This is a genomic window from Clostridium sp. NSJ-145 (genome assembly GCF_021044725.1).
GTDB lineage: Bacteria > Bacillota > Clostridia > Clostridiales > Clostridiaceae > Clostridium > Clostridium disporicum_B.
This window is the reverse complement of the sequence record NZ_JAJNOS010000003.1, coordinates 1-18,397: the sequence shown is the minus strand read 5'-3', so window position 1 is coordinate 18,397 and position 18,397 is coordinate 1. Positions and strand designations below refer to the sequence as shown.

At 28.1% G+C, this 18,397-nt stretch carries 21 protein-coding genes, 1 pseudogene and 1 other annotated feature (1 of these 23 cut by a window edge); of the genes and pseudogenes, 3 read left to right on the top strand and 19 right to left on the bottom strand.

Going from position 1 to position 18,397, the window contains the following annotated elements:
• Positions 1-66 (bottom strand) — a binding site (T-box leader) (it extends 205 nt beyond the left edge of the window).
• A 102-nt stretch (positions 67-168) separates the two neighbouring features.
• The 16 genes from LQE93_RS03945 to LQE93_RS03870 all read right to left on the bottom strand — a co-directional run bounded on the left by LQE93_RS03945 (position 169) and on the right by LQE93_RS03870 (position 12,586).
• On the bottom strand, positions 169-465 hold the full coding sequence (locus LQE93_RS03945) for a YciI family protein (protein WP_186838783.1): 297 nt from the start codon (positions 463-465) through the stop codon (positions 169-171).
• A 19-nt stretch (positions 466-484) separates the two neighbouring features.
• Complete coding sequence (locus LQE93_RS03940; RefSeq protein WP_207731871.1) at positions 485-748, bottom strand: hypothetical protein; 264 nt, start codon at positions 746-748, stop codon at positions 485-487.
• A gap of 9 nt (positions 749-757) precedes the next feature.
• Positions 758-2,014 (bottom strand): DNA polymerase Y family protein, encoded by a 1,257-nt coding sequence (locus LQE93_RS03935; RefSeq protein WP_186838784.1) that lies wholly within the window; start codon positions 2,012-2,014, stop codon positions 758-760.
• Between the two features lie 258 nt (positions 2,015-2,272).
• Positions 2,273-3,421, bottom strand: a complete 1,149-nt coding sequence (locus LQE93_RS03930; RefSeq protein WP_231072117.1) for an ABC transporter permease — start codon at positions 3,419-3,421, stop codon at positions 2,273-2,275.
• A complete protein-coding gene (locus LQE93_RS03925; RefSeq protein WP_231072116.1) occupies positions 3,396-4,541 on the bottom strand; it encodes an ABC transporter permease in 1,146 nt (381 codons plus the stop codon). The genes LQE93_RS03930 and LQE93_RS03925 overlap by 26 nt, the downstream gene beginning before the upstream one ends.
• Positions 4,542-4,549: 8 nt before the next feature.
• Complete coding sequence (locus LQE93_RS03920; protein WP_231072112.1) at positions 4,550-5,485, bottom strand: ABC transporter ATP-binding protein; 936 nt, start codon at positions 5,483-5,485, stop codon at positions 4,550-4,552.
• 456 nt (positions 5,486-5,941) lie between these two features.
• Complete coding sequence (locus LQE93_RS03915) at positions 5,942-6,445, bottom strand: GNAT family N-acetyltransferase (RefSeq protein ID WP_231072111.1); 504 nt, start codon at positions 6,443-6,445, stop codon at positions 5,942-5,944.
• A gap of 82 nt (positions 6,446-6,527) precedes the next feature.
• Positions 6,528-7,232: a class I SAM-dependent DNA methyltransferase gene (locus LQE93_RS03910; protein WP_231072107.1), complete on the bottom strand. Its 705-nt coding sequence runs from the start codon at positions 7,230-7,232 to the stop codon at positions 6,528-6,530.
• 31 nt (positions 7,233-7,263) lie between these two features.
• A complete protein-coding gene (locus LQE93_RS03905; RefSeq protein ID WP_156334266.1) occupies positions 7,264-7,416 on the bottom strand; it encodes a hypothetical protein in 153 nt (50 codons plus the stop codon).
• Positions 7,417-7,468: 52 nt separating this feature from the next.
• Positions 7,469-8,107, bottom strand: a complete 639-nt coding sequence (locus LQE93_RS03900; protein WP_055266926.1) for a response regulator transcription factor — start codon at positions 8,105-8,107, stop codon at positions 7,469-7,471.
• A 10-nt stretch (positions 8,108-8,117) separates the two neighbouring features.
• A complete protein-coding gene (locus LQE93_RS03895; RefSeq protein WP_055266924.1) occupies positions 8,118-9,221 on the bottom strand; it encodes a sensor histidine kinase in 1,104 nt (367 codons plus the stop codon).
• 188 nt (positions 9,222-9,409) lie between these two features.
• Positions 9,410-9,592: a DUF4177 domain-containing protein gene (locus LQE93_RS03890; protein WP_055266922.1), complete on the bottom strand. Its 183-nt coding sequence runs from the start codon at positions 9,590-9,592 to the stop codon at positions 9,410-9,412.
• A gap of 266 nt (positions 9,593-9,858) precedes the next feature.
• A complete protein-coding gene (locus LQE93_RS03885; RefSeq protein WP_231072106.1) occupies positions 9,859-10,620 on the bottom strand; it encodes a sugar phosphate isomerase/epimerase family protein in 762 nt (253 codons plus the stop codon).
• Between the two features lie 11 nt (positions 10,621-10,631).
• The gene (gene aat / locus LQE93_RS03880) at positions 10,632-11,288 is read right to left on the bottom strand and encodes a leucyl/phenylalanyl-tRNA--protein transferase (RefSeq protein ID WP_231072104.1); all 657 of its coding nucleotides are present in this window, start codon (positions 11,286-11,288) and stop codon (positions 10,632-10,634) included.
• A gap of 397 nt (positions 11,289-11,685) precedes the next feature.
• The gene (locus LQE93_RS03875) at positions 11,686-12,000 is read right to left on the bottom strand and encodes a nucleotide pyrophosphohydrolase (protein WP_231072102.1); all 315 of its coding nucleotides are present in this window, start codon (positions 11,998-12,000) and stop codon (positions 11,686-11,688) included.
• Between the two features lie 79 nt (positions 12,001-12,079).
• Positions 12,080-12,586 (bottom strand): TetR/AcrR family transcriptional regulator, encoded by a 507-nt coding sequence (locus LQE93_RS03870; protein WP_055266916.1) that lies wholly within the window; start codon positions 12,584-12,586, stop codon positions 12,080-12,082.
• 126 nt (positions 12,587-12,712) lie between these two features.
• Here LQE93_RS03870 and LQE93_RS03865 point away from each other — a divergent pair, with 126 nt between their 5' ends.
• Positions 12,713-13,654: a poly(ethylene terephthalate) hydrolase family protein gene (locus tag LQE93_RS03865; protein WP_186838795.1), complete on the top strand. Its 942-nt coding sequence runs from the start codon at positions 12,713-12,715 to the stop codon at positions 13,652-13,654.
• Positions 13,655-13,935: 281 nt separating this feature from the next.
• Here the strand turns inward: LQE93_RS03865 and LQE93_RS03860 are convergent, their stop codons facing one another.
• The 3 genes and pseudogenes from LQE93_RS03860 to LQE93_RS03850 form a co-directional block, all read right to left on the bottom strand.
• Positions 13,936-14,901, bottom strand: a complete 966-nt coding sequence (locus tag LQE93_RS03860) for an aldo/keto reductase (RefSeq protein WP_186838796.1) — start codon at positions 14,899-14,901, stop codon at positions 13,936-13,938.
• A gap of 19 nt (positions 14,902-14,920) precedes the next feature.
• A pseudogene (locus tag LQE93_RS03855) lies at positions 14,921-15,463 on the bottom strand (flavodoxin family protein).
• A gap of 31 nt (positions 15,464-15,494) precedes the next feature.
• Entirely contained in the window at positions 15,495-15,911 is a 417-nt protein-coding gene (locus LQE93_RS03850; RefSeq protein ID WP_231072099.1) for a cupin domain-containing protein, read from the bottom strand.
• 187 nt (positions 15,912-16,098) lie between these two features.
• Here LQE93_RS03850 and LQE93_RS03845 point away from each other — a divergent pair, with 187 nt between their 5' ends.
• Both LQE93_RS03845 and LQE93_RS03840 read left to right on the top strand, forming a co-directional pair.
• Complete coding sequence (locus LQE93_RS03845; RefSeq protein WP_055266906.1) at positions 16,099-16,521, top strand: MarR family winged helix-turn-helix transcriptional regulator; 423 nt, start codon at positions 16,099-16,101, stop codon at positions 16,519-16,521.
• Between the two features lie 91 nt (positions 16,522-16,612).
• Positions 16,613-17,989 (top strand): MATE family efflux transporter, encoded by a 1,377-nt coding sequence (locus LQE93_RS03840; RefSeq protein ID WP_231072097.1) that lies wholly within the window; start codon positions 16,613-16,615, stop codon positions 17,987-17,989.
• Positions 17,990-18,397: the final 408 nt, after the last annotated feature.

Below are 18,397 nucleotides of genomic sequence, written 5' to 3'. Positions count from 1 at the left end.
TCCTTCCACCAAACGGAAACTCTCTGTATATTACTTCATAACTACTCTTCTCTTCATAGCCTTTATTTGTCATAATTATATAACTTTAAATATTACCTGTCAATTATATACATTAATAATTTTGAAACTTCTTATTTCTAATTAATATATATGTTTATAGTTTTTTAATTATTTATTAAACCAGTCATTAGGATATTGATTAAAATAATGTGGCGAAAACTCTACTATCTTGTACACCTGTATTCCATTAACTTTTAATGGTTCATTACATAAATAGTTATCTACTTTTTCAATAGACTCTGATTTCATAATAAATAATCCACCACTCATATCTTCTTTAAGACCGGACATTAATATTAATCCTTCATTCATTGCTTTTTGTGAATACTCAATATGGTTTTTCATAATATTATCATTCATTAAATCCGCATTTATTATTGTTCCCTCTACTATAAAATATCTCATTTTTCATAACCTCCTTTAATTAACTTAGTAATAGCCATCTACAATTTATTAAATCATATTTTATATTATAGATATATTCTGTATCATCAACAATACTGGTACAAGTAAATTTCCACATAAGATTTCCTGCTAATTTTTCAAAACTTCTATTCAAAATATTATTTATACAGATTACCTTAGTCCCTTCATTCTCTTCTTCGTATTTAAACTTTATAGGATTTATCTTACCGTTTTCGTCAAACCAAGCTATCATCTGTATAGTTTTTGCTAATCCTTTCACCATAATCATCTCCTATAATATACTTCCCATCATAGGGTAATCGTCTTCTCCATTACCTCCACTTAAAGGTTTTATATCCGAACTAATAAATACAGACCTAAATACTGCTTTATCTCCAAATCGCTCTCTTATGTTATCTATAGCCCTATCTAAAGATCGTTTCTTATCTATATTTTTATCATCAAAAAATGTTCTTTGATAAAATTCATTGCTACATAAATGACTAAAGCGTACTCCTAATTGCCTAATAGGTTGATTATTCCACATTTCATCAAAAACACTAGTAACTTGATGAAATATTTCTTCTGTTGAATCTGTAATATTATTCAAAGTTCTTTGATGTGAAAACTTAAAAAATCCATTAGTTTTTATTGATACTGCAATTAAACTACACATACTATTATTTTTTCTTAATCTCATAGATGCTGTTTCTGTTAATGATAATAATATTTTCAATGCTTCTTCTCTTGTATATATATCTTTACTAGTAGTAGTTGAATTACCTATCCCCTTAACTTCTATATAATTACTAGCTCTAACCTCTGAATTTTCAATGCCATTGGCATAATTATGAATTACACTTGCATAGCTTTTAAAAATAGGTTTAAGAAACTCTAGATTATATTGAGCAAGCTCTCCTATTGTATTAATATTCAACTTAAGTAACTTGGCTTCTGTAGCTTTTCCAACCATAAACAAATCCCGTATATTTAGTGACCACATTTTATCCTTAATCTCATTTTTAAAAAGGGTGTGAACAGAGTCCTTTTCTTTAAAGTCACTAGCCATTTTAGCAAGTAATTTATTATGGCTAATACCTATATTTACTGCAAATCCTAACTCTTCCTTTATCCTAAGTTTTATTTCATAAGCTTTTTCCATATACTTATCTTTAAAATGACTTACATCCATAAATACTTCATCTACTGAATATCTTTGTATTACTGGGGTATATTCCTTTAACAGCTCAACCATAGCATTGCTACACCTCATATATAAATTATAATCTGGGGGATATATCTTTAAGTTAGGACATTTTTTTAAAGATTCTGCTATTGATTCTCCTGTTTGAATATTATACTTTTTAGCTGGTATTGATTTTGCCAACACTATTCCATGCCTATTTTCTCCATCTCCACCAATAATAGAAGGTATAGTTCTAATATCTATATCATTTTCACCATACTGCAATTGTTTAACTGCAGTCCAAGATAAGTATGCAGAATTAACATCAATATGAAATATTATTCTCTCTGGACAAGAATCCATTTATACCACTTCCTTAATAAATAAATGCTACTTTTAATTATAAAGAACATATGTTCTGTTGTAAAGATTTTTTCATTTATTTTTTCAAAAATTATATTTTTATCTAATTAAAACCTAGTATCGGTATTTTTATCCAACAAAAAAGTCACAGATTCCCCTGTGACTTTTAATAAAAAAATTCCTATTAGGCTCTTTAGATAGATTTAGATTTATATACATATATTCATTTAAATTTGTTAAACATAAAGTATCTAATATTTAAATTATAGAAAACTCTTTTTCTGATTTTGTTGTTTTGTATGAACCAATAACAAAGAAAACTACTGCAAATAATATAATAATGAATATATGTGGTACTATATCTTTAAATCCTAATCCTAATTGTAAATCACTTATTGCTTCTATTGCCCATCTAGTTGGTGTCAAATATGAAATATTATTTACCAGCTTTGGCATTATATCTAATGGTACGAAACATCCTCCAACAATTATTAGAATAATATTTAAAAAATTAAAAATCATATTAAACTCACTATAGGTATTACAAAAAGCTCTAATACATATAGCTAGTGATACTGACACTAGCCCAACGACACCCATTATTAGCAATAGCATTCCACTACTAACACCAATGTTAGTACCTAAAATTTTCATTCCTAGTATTCCTATAATAGCTTGTATAAAAACTACTAAATAGTTGCTTAAAAGGTCAGCTAAATAGTACTGATATGATTCTACTGGTGCCATAAAAAGTCTATTAAATACATTTTCATCTTTTTCTTCATAATAATGTAATGATCCACTACTTCCTCTAAGTAACATAAAGAATATAATAAAACCAACAAATATACTTGATTTTAAGTAATCTTCTCTCAAATCTGAAAGTGGTTTTCTCTCAATTTTAACTTCTCCGTCATTTTTATAATTATCTAAAACCTCTATATACTCTTGTTTACTTTCACATACATTAGCTAAATTTCTAACATTTACAACTTCAGGGTACAGCATGTCACTAATAATATCTTTAATATCAACATCATTCTCAGTAGTTGTTATTAAAATCTTATCTTCATTTCCAGTAAATAATGCTTCTTCATATCCTTCTTTAAAAGATATAACACCGAATATAGCTCTTTCTGCTAACTTATTATTTATATCATTTTCATCCATATTTATAACATTAATAAAATTTGTGTCTTGTAAAAATTCTACTAAAGCTTCTGTAGTCTTTGTATTATCATTATCTACTATCCCAATATTCAAAGAATTTCCACCACCAAAGCTAAGTATTTTACCCATAAGCAATAAAATTAGAATAGGAGCTACTAAGGTTAAAATAAAATTAACCTTTTTCTTTGCTACTGAAATATATAAATTATTCTTAAATAGAATCCATACATTTGCCATCAATAAAATCTTCCTTTCCAAGTATATAGTATATTAATGCTAATAATATTATTGTTGCTAAAGAACCTATAATAACCCATGTAATTAACATAGAGCTGTCACCGTTATAGATATATCTAAATAGTCCATTATTAAACCATCTTAATGGTGATATCTTTGTAACAATATTGAATAGAACATTTACATCATCACCTAAAGCTATATATCCTCCCCCTAAGAAACATAAAATTGGAATTACTACTGAAGATCCTATTATTTCACCTCTATCTTCATCCTTTAGTACTATTGATAAAAACATACCTAAAGATATCACTAAAGTAATAAAAGGTAATGCAGCAATAGGAAGGATTAAAATATTATTTCCATAGTTAATGCCTAAGATAAATTTAGATATTAGATATGCTAGCGTAGTAGTTGAAAATGCAAATACAGAATAACCTATAAAAGATGCAAAATAATATTTTCTATTTGAAATTCCAGAAAGTAAAATCCTGTCCTTTATATTTCTTTTTCTTTCTTCCTTCATATAATAAATTGGCATTGAAAAGTAATAAAATATCATAAGCCCAATCTCTGCCACACCATAATAATCCATTGATGATGGTGACTTAGTACTTGCTATAGTTTCTACATCTAAAATTTCATTTTTTTCTATAGGAGTTATTGTAAAATCTCTTTGTGGATTAACATTATACATCTCTAAAGTGGCATTTAAACCATTGCTTATCCCCTTCAACATTCCATATACTATAGATGAATTAGTAATATACTTATCGTTAGAATATATCTCTATTATTCCTTTATTTAAATAGAGAAACACTGCTTTTTCAATTCTAACTCTTTGTTTAGCTTCTTCTATTGAAGTTGCTTCTTTAAATTCTATTTCTAATCCTGAATCTATTTTCTTAAAAGCCTTTAATACTTCTTTTGAATAATCGTCTCCATTATCAATATATAAAACATCTAATTTATCTAAAGATGTATCTCTACCTGTTTCAAAATCATTTGAAAGAGTAAAACCTAGAACAAGAATTAAGAATACTGGAAAAAATATCTTAAAGAGTGTACTATTTTTCTTTCTTATTTGATTTAATATTATCCCTTTAATTATTGATATCATAACTCCTCCTAATCTCTTAAACTTCTACCTGTTAAAGTTAAAAATATAGTTTCAAGTGTTATTTCCTTAAAGCCTAAATCTAATATTTTTACATTTGAATCAGTTATACTTTTTATTAATATATCTAGGTTGTTTATTTCCTTTTGAGTATTTATTGTTAAACAATTTTGGTCAATGATAATTTCTGATACACCTTTTATCTTTTTAATATTTTCTATTTCAAGCTTATAAACATCATCAACACGTATCTGTAAAGTCTTCTTATCACTTACCATAGACTTTAACTCATCAGTACTTCCTTCAACTATTATCTTTCCTTTATCTATAATTCCTATCTTGCTACAAAGATTCTCTGCTTCTTCCATATAGTGAGTAGTATAAATTATAGTAGTCCCATTTTTATTTAAAGTCTTTACAGCATTTAAAATATGATTTCTTGATTGAGGATCGATTCCTACAGTAGGTTCATCCATTATAATCAATTTTGGTTCATGAACTATCGCACAAGCTATATTTAATCTTCTGACCATTCCACCTGAAAAACTTTTTGCTTGGTCTTTAGCTACATCTAGTAATCCAACAAATTCTAGTGCTTTATTAACACTTTCCTTAAGCTTATTTCCTCTTAAACCATATAACTCTCCAAAAAATTTAACATTTTCATAAGCAGTAAAGTCTTTGTATACAGCAATATTTTGAGGAACTAGCCCAATCTTTTTCTTAACATCCATGTTATGCTCTTGCACATCTACCCCAAATATCTTTAAAGAACCAGAGTTTGGCTTTAATAAATAGCAAAGCATGTTTATAGTTGTACTTTTACCAGCCCCATTTGGCCCAAGTAGACCATATATTTCACCTTCATCTATAGATAAGTTAATATTATCAACAGCAATGTTATTACCATACTTCTTTACTAAATCCCTTATTTCAATAACCTTCATTTAAATACCCCCAAGTTTTATCTTATACCATCATTATAGGAAATATATAAAAATCAACCTACTATACAAAGTCATAAAGTGCATATGACAAAAGTCATATTTAATTGCTTCGCCTTTATATTAAGGGGATAAATTTTTATAAATACTATAAAAAAGGTTACCTGGAGTATTACTAATATGGATGGGAAAATAATATTAAATTTAACAATAGACTTAGATTGCTATATAGCAGATGAAAATGATGGATTCGACTAGATAATTTGAGATGGTGATTTGACTCTAAATACGGAATCAAAACTCTTCGATATTATGCTGTTGAAGAGGATATTATAATAATTAGATATTTAAAAAGAAATAAATAAACTAGTGCCAGTAGGTATATTTGTGCAAAAACAAAACACCTACTGGCACCTATTCAATATCTCTTAATTTAATAATAAAATTATACATGTTCATTTATACTTTTATCTCAAAGCCATATTCACTTAACACAAAATCATCAATTCTTTCTTCATAGATTCCATCAACTTGCTTAAAGCCATTCTTTAAATAAAAATTTATTGCAGGTTTATTTATATCCACAACAAAAAGCCGTATATATTTAGCACTGCTATCTCTTGCAATGGCAATTGCTTTATTAATCATTACGCTGCCAATTCCTTTTCTTAAATAATTGACATTAACTCCAAACCTATCAATATATAATGCTTTAGCATCTTTATTTGCCCATTTCATATACTCTTCTCCTAAATTTGAATTGCTTAAAGCAAAAGCTGAAACTATCTCATCGTTTTCCGTTAAAACATAAAGACGATTATTTACAATATCATCATAGAAAACCTCACATGGATAAATCTCATTCCAAATCTGTATGTTATTTGTATTCATGTTATCAATTATTTTTCCGTATACAACTTTGATTTTGGGTAAGTCATACATATTAGCTAATCTTAAATTCATCTGAATTCACCTCTAACTTGGAATTTAACTGAGACTCTAAATCTCCTTAACCTACCTTTTGTAAAGCTATATTATTTCTAGCTTAACTCTTTTTTGCTACATAAAAAACCTTGTATGTTCTATCTTCTATAGGAAACATTCTAAAGTTTTTATATCTACCAACTATTTCAAATCCAGATTTCAAAAGATATTCATCCATTTTTTCAACTGAATATGCCCTTTGAATATGATTTTCTAACTCATTATTTCCAAAATCAAAAAGTGTAGTAGCTATTTGAGTTGTTTTATCATATTCTAATATTTGCTTAAAATGTATATTATCAAATACCCTATTGATTACACCAAAATGCTTATCCTCATATAAATAAGGTGTGTTAACATCAAATATAAAAAATCCATTTTCATTTAAGTTATTATAAATACTACTCATAGCATTTTCCATATCCTCATCAGTAGTTATATAATTAATAGCATCAAAAGCACATGTAATCATATCAAATTTCTTCTTCATATCAAAATTTCTCATGTCTGCTACTATAAATTCAATTTCTGTTGTAGTTTCTTTAGCTACATTAATCATGTCCTCTGAAATATCCATTCCACTAACTTCAAAGTTCATTTTCTTCAACTCATTTGCAAGTATCCCTGTACCACACCCAACATCTAAGATAGAAGTTATCTTTAAATCTAATGTATTAATTACATTTGTAATTAAATCAATATATCTAATACTATCATTACCCCAATCCTTTTTGTAAAATTTAGATAATTTCTCATATGCCTTCATTTCAATCACCCCTTTAATTTAATAACCTAACTTATTTATTGCTGACTTTTCCTGCAATAACTGCAGCTAAATAAATTATTGCTATACCAGTAAATGCCTCATCCCCAAGAAGCATAGTTGTAGTAAAGCATACTATTAATCCAATTACAAAAACTTCTACCGATCTCCAAAGATCAAACTTCAATTAAAATCTCCCCCTGTCTCTTAGTTACCACTATATATTTAATTCTTTGGGTTTACTTACCTTTTATATAGTAAATTGCTATTTGTGTTCTATGTTCTAAATCTGTCTTATCTAAAATAGATGTAATATAGTTTTTTACAGTTCCTTCTGATATAAATAGTTTTTTTGATATTTCTTTATTAGTTAATCCATCTGCTATCGCTTCCATAATGTTTAATTCTCTTTCTGTAAATAAACTTGTATCTATTTTCTTTTCTGATTTATTATTAACTTTAAGTAGCTTATCTGTTATCTTATTTAATACCTCTTCTTGAATGACGCAATTTCCACTGCTCACTACTTTTATAGTTTCTATTATCTTTCTAGGTGATGTATTTTTTAATAAGTATCCCTTAGCTCCATAGTTCAATGCTTCTTTTATATATTCATCTTCATCAAAAGTAGTTAAAATAATTACCTTAGTGTTAGTTCTCTTAGTTATTTCTTTTGTAGCTTTTACTCCATTAACTAAAGGCATTCTTATATCTACTAAAGCAATATCAACTGAGTTTTTAATACAATAATCCACTGCTTCTTGTCCATTACTAGCTGTAGATAAAACTTCTATTTTGTCATCAGAGCTTAATATTATTTTTAAACTCTCCCTTATTAAGGAATCATCATCTACTATTAAGATTTTAATCTTTTCCATATAGCCTCCTTTAAAATGGAATTATTAAAATTACAGAAAATCCATCTGTACCATCAACTATCAGCTGTCCATTGATTTCTGCAATCTTCTCTTCTAAATTAGATAAACCAATGCCCTTTTTAACTTCCATTGAGCCTATACCATTATCTCTAACTTCTAACTTGATAATTTTATTTAAGATTGTTATATTTACATCTATTTCTGTACCCTTAGAATATTTAATTGAATTTGTACTTAATTCCTTTACAGCTTGTACAAAAATAATCCAATTAGATGCTGATATTTTTTCTAAATCACCTGAATGTCTTATACTATATTTAAATCTTGTATTTTTAGTCTTTTCTTCTAATATTAATTTGATTCTATTAATTCCTAATTCTTCTTGCTGTGGTCTAATTTCTCTTAAAATCATTCTAATATCATTCATACCTTTTCTTAAGTTATCAATAGACATATCTAATAGTTTTTTTCCTTGCTCCTTGTTATTATCAATAGTTAGTTTAATAGCTTCTAACTGAAGCAACGTTCCCGATATTGTGTGACCTATTCTATCGTGAAGCTTTCCAGAAAGCTTATTTCTTTCTTCTAATTGCATTGTATACAGAAATTGCTCTTTAAAATTCTGTTCTTCTTTTAATCTGCTTTGAAGTTTATATATTTCTTTTCTTCTTTGTTCATTTTCTCTCTCCATTTTAAATAAGTTATGTTGTTCTTTAAAATAATAAGAAAAGAACAATGCTATAACTAAAACCAATACTATAATTTCACTATTTAATAAATAGTCTCTTATTAACAATAAAGGTAAAGCAATTAAAGCAAATAAAATACCTTTATCTTTTATCTTTCCTAGAGCAAGCTCTAGCATTGTAATTATTAATAAAACCATAGCTATAGGAATAAACTTTATTCCTATAAACAAAGCACATAAACCTTCAAAAGCACTTAGTATAATTCTATATTTCTCTTTTACTATTCCATTTGAAAATATTGATATTAAATATAAAAGCATTAAAATTATTAATGACTTATCTATTTTTTGCATTTTTGTTATTGATAATAACATATATACAAATATTATTAATTTTACTTTTATTGAAATATGTTTTAGTTCCATTCACCCACCCCCAAATGTTCACAAAAATATTTTACCATAAATTGTATAATTTAGTAAATTATATTATTATTTTTTGTGATAAATAATATCATTTTTTAACAGAAGATATTATAAAAAGCTATAGATTACTCTATAGCTTTAATAAATAACTAAATATAAATTTTATACTACTGCCCATTAAACTATTATTAATCGACCTTTTTTTCAAATACTAAATCAAATTCCTTAACTTTACCTTCTCCAGTTTGATAAGTAGGTATCGCAGCTACAAATCTCCATCCCTCTCTAGCTAATTTATCTATGACCTCTCTATGATCCGGTTCTGTAAAAAATGTTCCCCCTGATGATTTTTCATATCTATACTTATACATAAATCCATCCCCTTAATCTATATTTTTTTACTATGCTTATTCTAGATAAAACACCTTATTACAGTATAATTTTACTGTTTTATGTTATTAATTACAACAAAAAAGGAGATAGTAAATATAATTACAAATAATGTTTTCTTTAGACAGAAGCCTTTAAACATAAAAAAATCTAACAAAAGAATTTATTAAAAATAAATAAAACTTAATAGAAAGAAGAATAACTCAGTAGAGAGTTTAGCCTAAACTAAACCCTCTACTGAAAATATCTACAAAAACTTATTTAACACTTCTATAGAGCTATTTATTTCATAGTAATCATTAATTTCAATAGTCATTGATGGATTGCAACAGTATTCATTAATTTTATGAAGCAAATAACAAATATCCATATTGCCTTTATTTAAGCCTTCATGTGTATCTTTAATTCCATAATTATTATGGAGATGAATATGACCTATCTTATTTCCTAAAGATTTAATCCACTCTTCTACTGGTACATCTGAATAGCAATTTGCATGTCCAATATCTAAGCATATCGTTAAGTTGTCATTATTTACTCCTTCTACAACTTCTACTAAATGGTCCATAGACTTTTCCAACACATTCTCTATATGTATTTTAATAGACTCATCCTTATCAGCTAAAAATTCTTTCCAGAATTCTATAGAGTTGGTAACATAGGCTTCTTTGAAATAAATATCTTCATAAAAACATGAGTGAAAAATTATTCTATCAGCATTAAGTTTCTTTGCAACAGAATATACTTGATTAAATCTCTGCATAGTTGCATTTCTTACTAAGCTATCAAAGCTAGCTGGGTTTAAATCAATGAATGGTCCATGTAAAGATAAGTTTCTATTCTTTATACTATCGCCCATCCTACTTAAATAATCACTTAATCCGTTATCCTCTTTATCAAGTACGCTTCCAATACCGAACTCGATAATTTCAAGACCTATATCTTTATCTTTAAGCAATTCAAATACTTCTACATCTGAAAAAAGCTGTGATACATAAATCTTTCCCATACTACTCCTATCTAGTTTACAAACTCGATACCTTCTTTTAGCATTAATTTAAACTCTTCCCAATCTATAAACCTCCCACCCATACTTTCTAAGTGGTTAGTATGCATTTGACAATCTAAAAATATAAAGCCTTCTTCTTCAAGCTTTTTACACATACTAATCAATGCTACTTTAGATGCATTTGATTCTATTGAAAACATACTTTCTCCAAAAAAGCACTTTCCTATCTTAACTCCATAAAGACCACCTACGAGCTTTTCATTATTATACACTTCGACACTTGATGCAAAACCTCTTTTATGTAAGTTTATATACGCATCCATCATTTCATCAGTTATCCAAGTGCCTTCTTTATTTTCTCTAAGCTCTTTGCAGTTTTGTATTACCGCTTTAAAATCTTTATCAAAAGTAACAGTAAACTTACCTTTATTAAAAACTCTTTTCATAGACTTTGATACATTAACTTCATTTGGTTTTATAATAAATCTTGGCTTTGGACACCACCAAAGTATTGGTTCTCCATAACTATACCACGGGAAAATACCATTACAATAAGCCAATATAAGTCTTTCAAACTTTAAATCTCCTCCTACAGCTAGCAATCCATCCTCTTCCGCTAAGTCTGGATTTGGAAATATTATTTCTTTACTTAATCTATATACAGGCATTTTTTACTCCCTCTTTCTTAAATTTTTACTATCTAGCAATTATCATTTAATTAGAGATTATATATTTTCTGAAATATATAAATTAACAATTTAAAATTAATTATAAATATCTGAGAATTCTACATTAAACTTTTTTACATTTGTATAATCTCTCTTAAATTTAACATAATTATCACTCATCTTTTAATCCACCAAATTCCCTCTTACATACTCTTATGTATATCAAACCAATTTTAGACATAATACCATATATTATACCATATTTTATATTATTATAAATTTAATTCTACATGCTATTCCTACATTTTGATTCTTAGCATTTAACTCTTTAATCTTTACTAAATCGCCATAGTTAAAGGCTAGTGCAGATGCTCCACTTTCTATATACTTTTCTATACTATAATTCAGTATATTTCTTACTATTTCCTTTAGCTTTTTCTACTGGATATTTCTTTTCGTTCTTATCCATCTTCTTATTTATAATGTCCTCAATATCAACACCTAATGAATCTGCCATATGTAAGCAATAAATCATAACATCAGCTAATTCTTCACATACTTCTTCTTTATTAAAATTATTGTCCCATAAAAAATGCTCTAATAACTCACCAGCTTCTATATTTATAGCCTTTGCTAAATTTTCTGGTGTATGAAATTGTGACCAATCTCTATCTTCTCTAAATTTTCTTATTCTTTCTATTGTTTTATTCATTTATTTACTCCTTTTAAATTTAATTACATATCTACATATAGTATTATTTAATAACTTTATTATTCTATAACTAATAATTTTAAGATCGCTGTTCCGCTGCCTTAATTAATTGTGCCATTTCTTTAGGAGATTCCTTCATTCCTCTTACAATCCATTCATTAATCCAACCAAATAATCCATGAGCTACCCACGAATTAAAATATGCTTGTAAATCATCTTGTTCCTCTTTAGGTCCACAGACTTCTTTAATATTCTCTAATACTAAATATGATAAATTAGAGCGATATAACAATTTGTAAACTTCACTATAATTTTTATAAAGACCAAATAAGTTTTCTATCCAATCTGACTCTTCTCTTTGTTCTAGTTTAAGTTTCTCTTCCCATTCTTTAATCAGTTGTATAAGATATTGTTTTATTACATCCTCTTTATTCGTAAAATTTCTATAAAACGAAGCTCTTCCAACCATTGCTTCTTTAACTATATTAGTTATTTTAATTTCTTCGAACACATGAGTCTCCATTAACTTCAAAAGTGCCTGTGTAATCTGCTTCTTTACATACGTATTATTTTCTTCTTTTTTCATATGATACAAAACCTCTCAACTTGTCTCATTTTTTATAAACTATTGTTTTTGCAACAAAGTGTATGATACACTTGTCTCGAACTTATGATACAGCTGTCTCATCATATTGTAAAGGGGGAAATATTAATGGTAAAAAAATTTATAAAAACCATTTTAATTGTATTTGTAATTATTCTTTTCTTAATAATTGCTTTTTTAATACTATTGAAATACTTTGCATCAAAACCTATTAATAGTGAATATTTCAATAATGTTGTCGCTGGTGGAGTTCTTGAAGAAAAATATATAGCTTATGGAGAATATGATGTTACTTCTTTAGAGATTGACAGTAACGAAGAGTTATTTAGTAAATATAAGATATGGTATCCAACTGAACTAGTCCATAATAGTAACAAAAAATATCCAATCGTATTATTTGTAAATGGAACTGGTGTACCTTATTCAAAATACGGAGCAACATTTGATCATTTAGCTTCATGGGGATTTGTTGTTATAGGAAATGATGATGAAAATACTGCATCTGGCGAATCTTCTTCAATTACATTAAGCTATATTCTATCGTTAAATAATAATGAAAAAAGCATATTTTACAATAAGCTAGATATAGAAAATATAGGTATATCAGGACATTCACAAGGGGGAGTCGGTGCAATCAATGCTATAACAAACTTTAATAACAGCAGTATGTTTAAGTCAATTTATACTGCAAGCACCACTTCTCTAGAGCTTGCAAATGCACTAGAGTGGAACTATGATATAACTAAAGTTAATATTCCTTATTTTATGGTGGCTGGCACAGGTAAAGCTGATGCTGAAACTATTGCACCACTTGATTCTTTGATTAGGAACTTTGAATCATTAAATGATAATATAAAAGCAATTATGGCAAGACGAAAAAATATTGACCACGGAGATATGTTAATATATGCTGATGGTTATATGACCGCTTGGTTTAGATATACATTGATGAATGACAATGAAGCACTTGGAGTTTTTTCTGGAGCTTCACCTGAAATATTCCAAAACGTAGATAATTGGCAAGATGTACAAAGTAAAAACTTAGACTAAAAAAGTACGTAAGAAATAGTTGATAAATATTTTTCAACTATCCTTACGTACTTCTATTTTATATTTGCTAATCTCTTATTTAATGGACATACATTATACTATATTATAATAGTTATATGCTCACCACTTTGTAATACTACTTCAACTACCTTTTAACCCCTCATAATCTTTTAAGCTACATTTTACCGCTTTAAAAAGCTGTAATGCTATCTTTTTTGTTGACTATTAAGTTTATTCTTTGTTTTCATATTATTTCATTATTTGATTTGTATTAACTTCTATTAGAAATGACTTTCATCAATTTCTATGCTATCTAAAGCCTCATTAATTTCCTGCACTTCTTCACGAGTTAGATTAATTGCTACTCCTCCAAGGTTTTCCTCTAAACGATGTAATTTCGTTGTTCCTGGAATTGGTACTATATATTCTTTTTGAGCTAATTCCCATGCTAAAACAATTTGAGCACTTGTGGCATTTTTTCTTTCTGCAATTTCTTTAAGAAGATCTAATAATACTTGATTACGCTCCATTACTTCTAGACTAAATCTTTTCATATTATTTCTAAAATCGCCTTCTTGATATTTTGTATCCTTATTATATTTACCACTTAAAAATCCATTTCCTAATGGAGAGTAAGCTACAAAACCTATATTTAACTCTTCTAAAACATTAAATAGTTCATTTTCTGCTTCTCTAAATACCATAGAATATTGATTTTCAACACAAGTAATTGGACATATAGCATGAGCACGTCTTATATAATCAATTGGTGCATTAGACACTCCCCAGTATTTTATCTTTCCTTCTTCTATTAATTCTTTCATAACCTTTGCTACATCTTCAGGCTCAACTTCTGGATCAATACGATGTTGATAATAAAGGTCTATATAATCAACCTTTAATCTTTTTAAAGATCCTTCTAACTGGTTTCTTATAGATTCTGGCTTACTATCCAATATATTTAGTGGTTTACCATCTATTACTGATTGGCCTATAATTCCAAATTTTGTTGCTATTACTACCTCTTCTCTATTGTATATTTCTAAAGCATTTCCTAATAACTCCTCATTGCTTTCACCATATACAACTGCAGTATCAAAGAAATTGCAGCCTAAATCTACAGCTTTTCTTATAAGCTTTATCATTTCATTACGATCAGCAGGAGCTCCATATGCATGGTCCATCCCCATACATCCAAATCCAATAGCTGATACTTCTAAATCTCTACCTAAAGTTCTTTTCTTCATTTTATCTTCCCCTAAAGTTTTATTTTATACCTTTTCCCATTTCATAAGCTTGTAAAAATGCTGAAGTATTTTTAATCTCTCCCTTTTCCCAGGCTCCAGTTCCATAAATAATTCCTTTTTCTTTTGCTCCACTAAGACAATCTTCTGTAAATCCACGTAATCCTTCTATAGTGCGCTCAAGCATATTTTTATCTGTATCTGCAGCAGTCATTATATAATAGAAATCTTTATTAGATATCTCTGTATATCTTGGTACAGTTCTATCAATAAGAGTTTTTAGTTGTCAATCCATTGAATAGAAATATACAGGTGTTGTTAATACAATTACATCAGCAGATACCATCTTATCAAGAATTTCTGCCATATCATCATTTTGAACACATTTATGAATTGAATTACAAACTCCACAACCTCTACAGTAATTTATATTTTTCTGAGCTATAAAAATCTTTTCTACATAATTACCACTTTCTTGTGTCCCTTTCATAAATTCATCACAAAGTAAATCAGAATTTCCACCTTTTCGTGGACTTGAAGATAAAATCAATACTTTTTTACTCATTAATATAACCCCTTACTCTTAATTTATTTTACTATTTCAATTTTAAATACTCTTCATCAAAAACAGGCTCACACCACTCATTTGATGCACCATCAGCTGGGACTTCAATAGCAAGATGTGAAAAAGCACTATCTTTTGCTGCACCATGCCAATGCTTTACTTCAGCAGGTATATTAACTATATCTCCTGGATATAACTCTTTTGGTTCTTCACCTTCTGCCTGATACCAGCCACGGCCAGATATAACAAGAAGAATTTGACCACCCTTATGATGGATATGCCAATTATTACGACAGCCTGGTTCAAATGTAACATTTCCAATTCCAACACCACTTGTAGTAAGCATATTTAGATATGCAGTGCCAATAAAATATTTTGAAATTTGTTCTGGAAGTTCATCTCCTATAGGAAATATAGTATTAATATTTTTTAGACTATATTTATTCATTTATATTGCTCCTCTAATTTTATTAAATTATTCTCTATAAAATAAGCTTACTCCTTAGAGTTAACTCGAAGTCAATACTCTAAAATGATTTTTTAATAAAAACTTCTGATTTTTAAAAGCATGCTATTGTTTTTAAAAAGTAAATATGTTACTCTTATTAAGAAGTAACTAAGGAGGCCTTTAAGTAATGAAACATAATCCATGTGGACTATTAATTAAACAAATTCATGATTCTTTAGAAAAGCAATCTAATAATGAATTACGTAGCAAAGATTTAACTATGACTCAAGTTACTGTTCTACTTCTTTTAAATGATGCTCCTGATAAAAAGTATTCTTTAAAGGAACTGGAAAAAGTTCTTCAAGTAGCTCAATCTACTGCTGCTGGGGTCATTTCAAGATTAGAGCAAAAAGGGTTTGTAGAAGGTTTTAGTGATCCATCAGATAAACGTATAAAAATGGTTAAGCTTACTCATCGAGGCGAAGAATGTTGCTTAGATGCTGAGAAAAGTATGGATGATGCTGAAAAAAGACTTTTATCTGGATTAAGTGAAGAAGAAAAATTAATCTTCAATGACCTATTAGAAAAAGTAAATAATAACATGAAATAAAAGCTCGATACTATTTCGAGCTTTTAATAAAATCAAATTAATAGCACACTATTAATATTGTGCTAACGAATATTTTAAAGGAGAAATAACTATGGAAAACAAAAAATCTCTAGATGTATTTAACTCAATGCCTGTCTCAAAGGCTATATTTAAAAATGCTGTTCCTGCAATCGCAGCTATGATAATGGTTCTAATTTATAACCTAGCAGATACTTTCTTTATTGGACAGACCCACGATCCGTTTCAAGTAGCTGCTGTATCTCTAGCTACTCCAGTTTTTTTAATCTTTATGGCTATAGGTACTATTTTCGGTATAGGAGGAACTTCAGTTATATCTCGTTCTATGGGAGAAGGGCGAAAAGATTATGCAAAAAAAGTATGTTCATTCTGTATGTGGTCTTGTGTTATAGTTGGGATTATTATATCACTACTTTTCTTTATATTTATGGATCAAATTCTTGTATTTATTGGTGCAAGCTCAGATACTATTGAATTAACACGTAGCTATCTTATTATAGTTATTTGTTCTGGTCCTTTTGTTCTAATTTCAAACTGTTACTCAAATGTTTTAAGAGCTGAAGGTCAATCTAATAAGGCTATGATGGGTATGTTAATAGGTAATCTTTTAAACATTATTCTTGACCCAATAATGATTCTTGGTTTTGGTTGGAACATTACTGGAGCTGCTATTGCTACAGTTATTGGTAATATAATTGGAGCTCTTTACTATATTGCATACTTTATGAAGGGAAAATCTATGCTTAGCATAAATATTAAAGATTTCACTATAAAAGATAAGGTATGTAGTAGCGTACTAGCCATTGGTATACCCGCTTCTCTAGGTTCTATTCTTATGAGTGTTTCTCAAATTATAATGAATAGTCAAATGGCTTCTTATGGTGATATGGCTTTAGCTGGAATCGGTGTTGCTATGAAGGTAATTATGATTACTGGTATGGTTTGTATAGGTCTTGGGCAAGGAATTCAACCACTACTTGGTTTTTGTGTAGGATCAAAGAATTGGGATAGATATAAAAAAATATTAAAATTCTCCCTTTGGTTTGCTCTAATTCTTGGTGTATCATTAACAGCTATATGCTATTTATTTACTAATCAAATTGTAAGTGCATTTTTAACTGAAGTTAGTGCTTTTGACTATGGAGTTGAGTTTTCTAGAATCCTTCTTTCAACAAGTGCACTATTTGGAGTATTTTATGTTTTAATTAATGCATTGCAAGCTACAGGAGCTGCAGTTTCTTCACTAATAATAAATATTAGTCGTCAAGGAATTATATATATCCCTGCACTATTTATTCTAAAAGCTATACTTGGAATAAATGGACTTGTATGGGCTCAACCAGTAGCAGATATTCTCTCTATTTGCCTAGCTATTATTTTATATGTTATTACTTCCCAGAAACTTATGAAAGACAATGTAGATTCAAAAGTTGTCTTAGAGAAATGCTAATAATCATTGTAATAAATTTAGTTTGTTATTTATAAATATAGATAAAATCCTATGAAAATCAAAATTTATGATTTCATGGATAATAATTATATCTACGACAAGAACTTAATCATTGTCTAAGAATATACTTATTATTGTATAAGAAAGATAAAAAAGGGGCTGTATCAAAAAAAAATTGATATTTGCCGATAAAGAAAAGGAAGTTCGAATTTGAACTTCCTTTTTTGCGCATAGTAATAATATGAAAAACTTCACAAAAAATGTGATTCCTATGCAACAAATAGGATTTGCATTACAGGTTCCTTTTATACCAAGTGAAGATGATTCAGTAAGATTGCTATTTGAAGTTACGGAGGGATTAGATTTTACAGATTTATATAAAACATACTCTACATTAGGTAGAAATCC

Excerpts from the sequence above, each read along its gene's own strand:
- LQE93_RS03945 (WP_186838783.1), bottom strand. The coding sequence starts at position 465 with ATGAGATATTTTATAGTAGAGGGAACAATAATAAATGCGGATTTAATG.
- LQE93_RS03940 (WP_207731871.1), bottom strand. The coding sequence starts at position 748 with ATGGTGAAAGGATTAGCAAAAACTATACAGATGATAGCTTGGTTTGAC.
- LQE93_RS03935 (WP_186838784.1), bottom strand. The coding sequence starts at position 2,014 with ATGGATTCTTGTCCAGAGAGAATAATATTTCATATTGATGTTAATTCT.
- LQE93_RS03930 (WP_231072117.1), bottom strand. The coding sequence starts at position 3,421 with ATGGCAAATGTATGGATTCTATTTAAGAATAATTTATATATTTCAGTA.
- LQE93_RS03925 (WP_231072116.1), bottom strand. The coding sequence starts at position 4,541 with ATGATATCAATAATTAAAGGGATAATATTAAATCAAATAAGAAAGAAA.
- LQE93_RS03920 (WP_231072112.1), bottom strand. The coding sequence starts at position 5,485 with ATGAAGGTTATTGAAATAAGGGATTTAGTAAAGAAGTATGGTAATAAC.
- LQE93_RS03915 (WP_231072111.1), bottom strand. The coding sequence starts at position 6,445 with ATGAATTTAAGATTAGCTAATATGTATGACTTACCCAAAATCAAAGTT.
- LQE93_RS03910 (WP_231072107.1), bottom strand. The coding sequence starts at position 7,232 with ATGAAGGCATATGAGAAATTATCTAAATTTTACAAAAAGGATTGGGGT.
- LQE93_RS03900 (WP_055266926.1), bottom strand. The coding sequence starts at position 8,107 with ATGGAAAAGATTAAAATCTTAATAGTAGATGATGATTCCTTAATAAGG.
- LQE93_RS03895 (WP_055266924.1), bottom strand. The coding sequence starts at position 9,221 with ATGGAACTAAAACATATTTCAATAAAAGTAAAATTAATAATATTTGTA.
- LQE93_RS03890 (WP_055266922.1), bottom strand. The coding sequence starts at position 9,592 with ATGTATAAGTATAGATATGAAAAATCATCAGGGGGAACATTTTTTACA.
- LQE93_RS03885 (WP_231072106.1), bottom strand. The coding sequence starts at position 10,620 with ATGGGAAAGATTTATGTATCACAGCTTTTTTCAGATGTAGAAGTATTT.
- aat (WP_231072104.1), bottom strand. The coding sequence starts at position 11,288 with ATGCCTGTATATAGATTAAGTAAAGAAATAATATTTCCAAATCCAGAC.
- LQE93_RS03875 (WP_231072102.1), bottom strand. The coding sequence starts at position 12,000 with ATGAATAAAACAATAGAAAGAATAAGAAAATTTAGAGAAGATAGAGAT.
- LQE93_RS03870 (WP_055266916.1), bottom strand. The coding sequence starts at position 12,586 with ATGAAAAAAGAAGAAAATAATACGTATGTAAAGAAGCAGATTACACAG.
- LQE93_RS03865 (WP_186838795.1), top strand. The coding sequence starts at position 12,713 with ATGGTAAAAAAATTTATAAAAACCATTTTAATTGTATTTGTAATTATT.
- LQE93_RS03860 (WP_186838796.1), bottom strand. The coding sequence starts at position 14,901 with ATGAAGAAAAGAACTTTAGGTAGAGATTTAGAAGTATCAGCTATTGGA.
- LQE93_RS03850 (WP_231072099.1), bottom strand. The coding sequence starts at position 15,911 with ATGAATAAATATAGTCTAAAAAATATTAATACTATATTTCCTATAGGA.
- LQE93_RS03845 (WP_055266906.1), top strand. The coding sequence starts at position 16,099 with ATGAAACATAATCCATGTGGACTATTAATTAAACAAATTCATGATTCT.
- LQE93_RS03840 (WP_231072097.1), top strand. The coding sequence starts at position 16,613 with ATGGAAAACAAAAAATCTCTAGATGTATTTAACTCAATGCCTGTCTCA.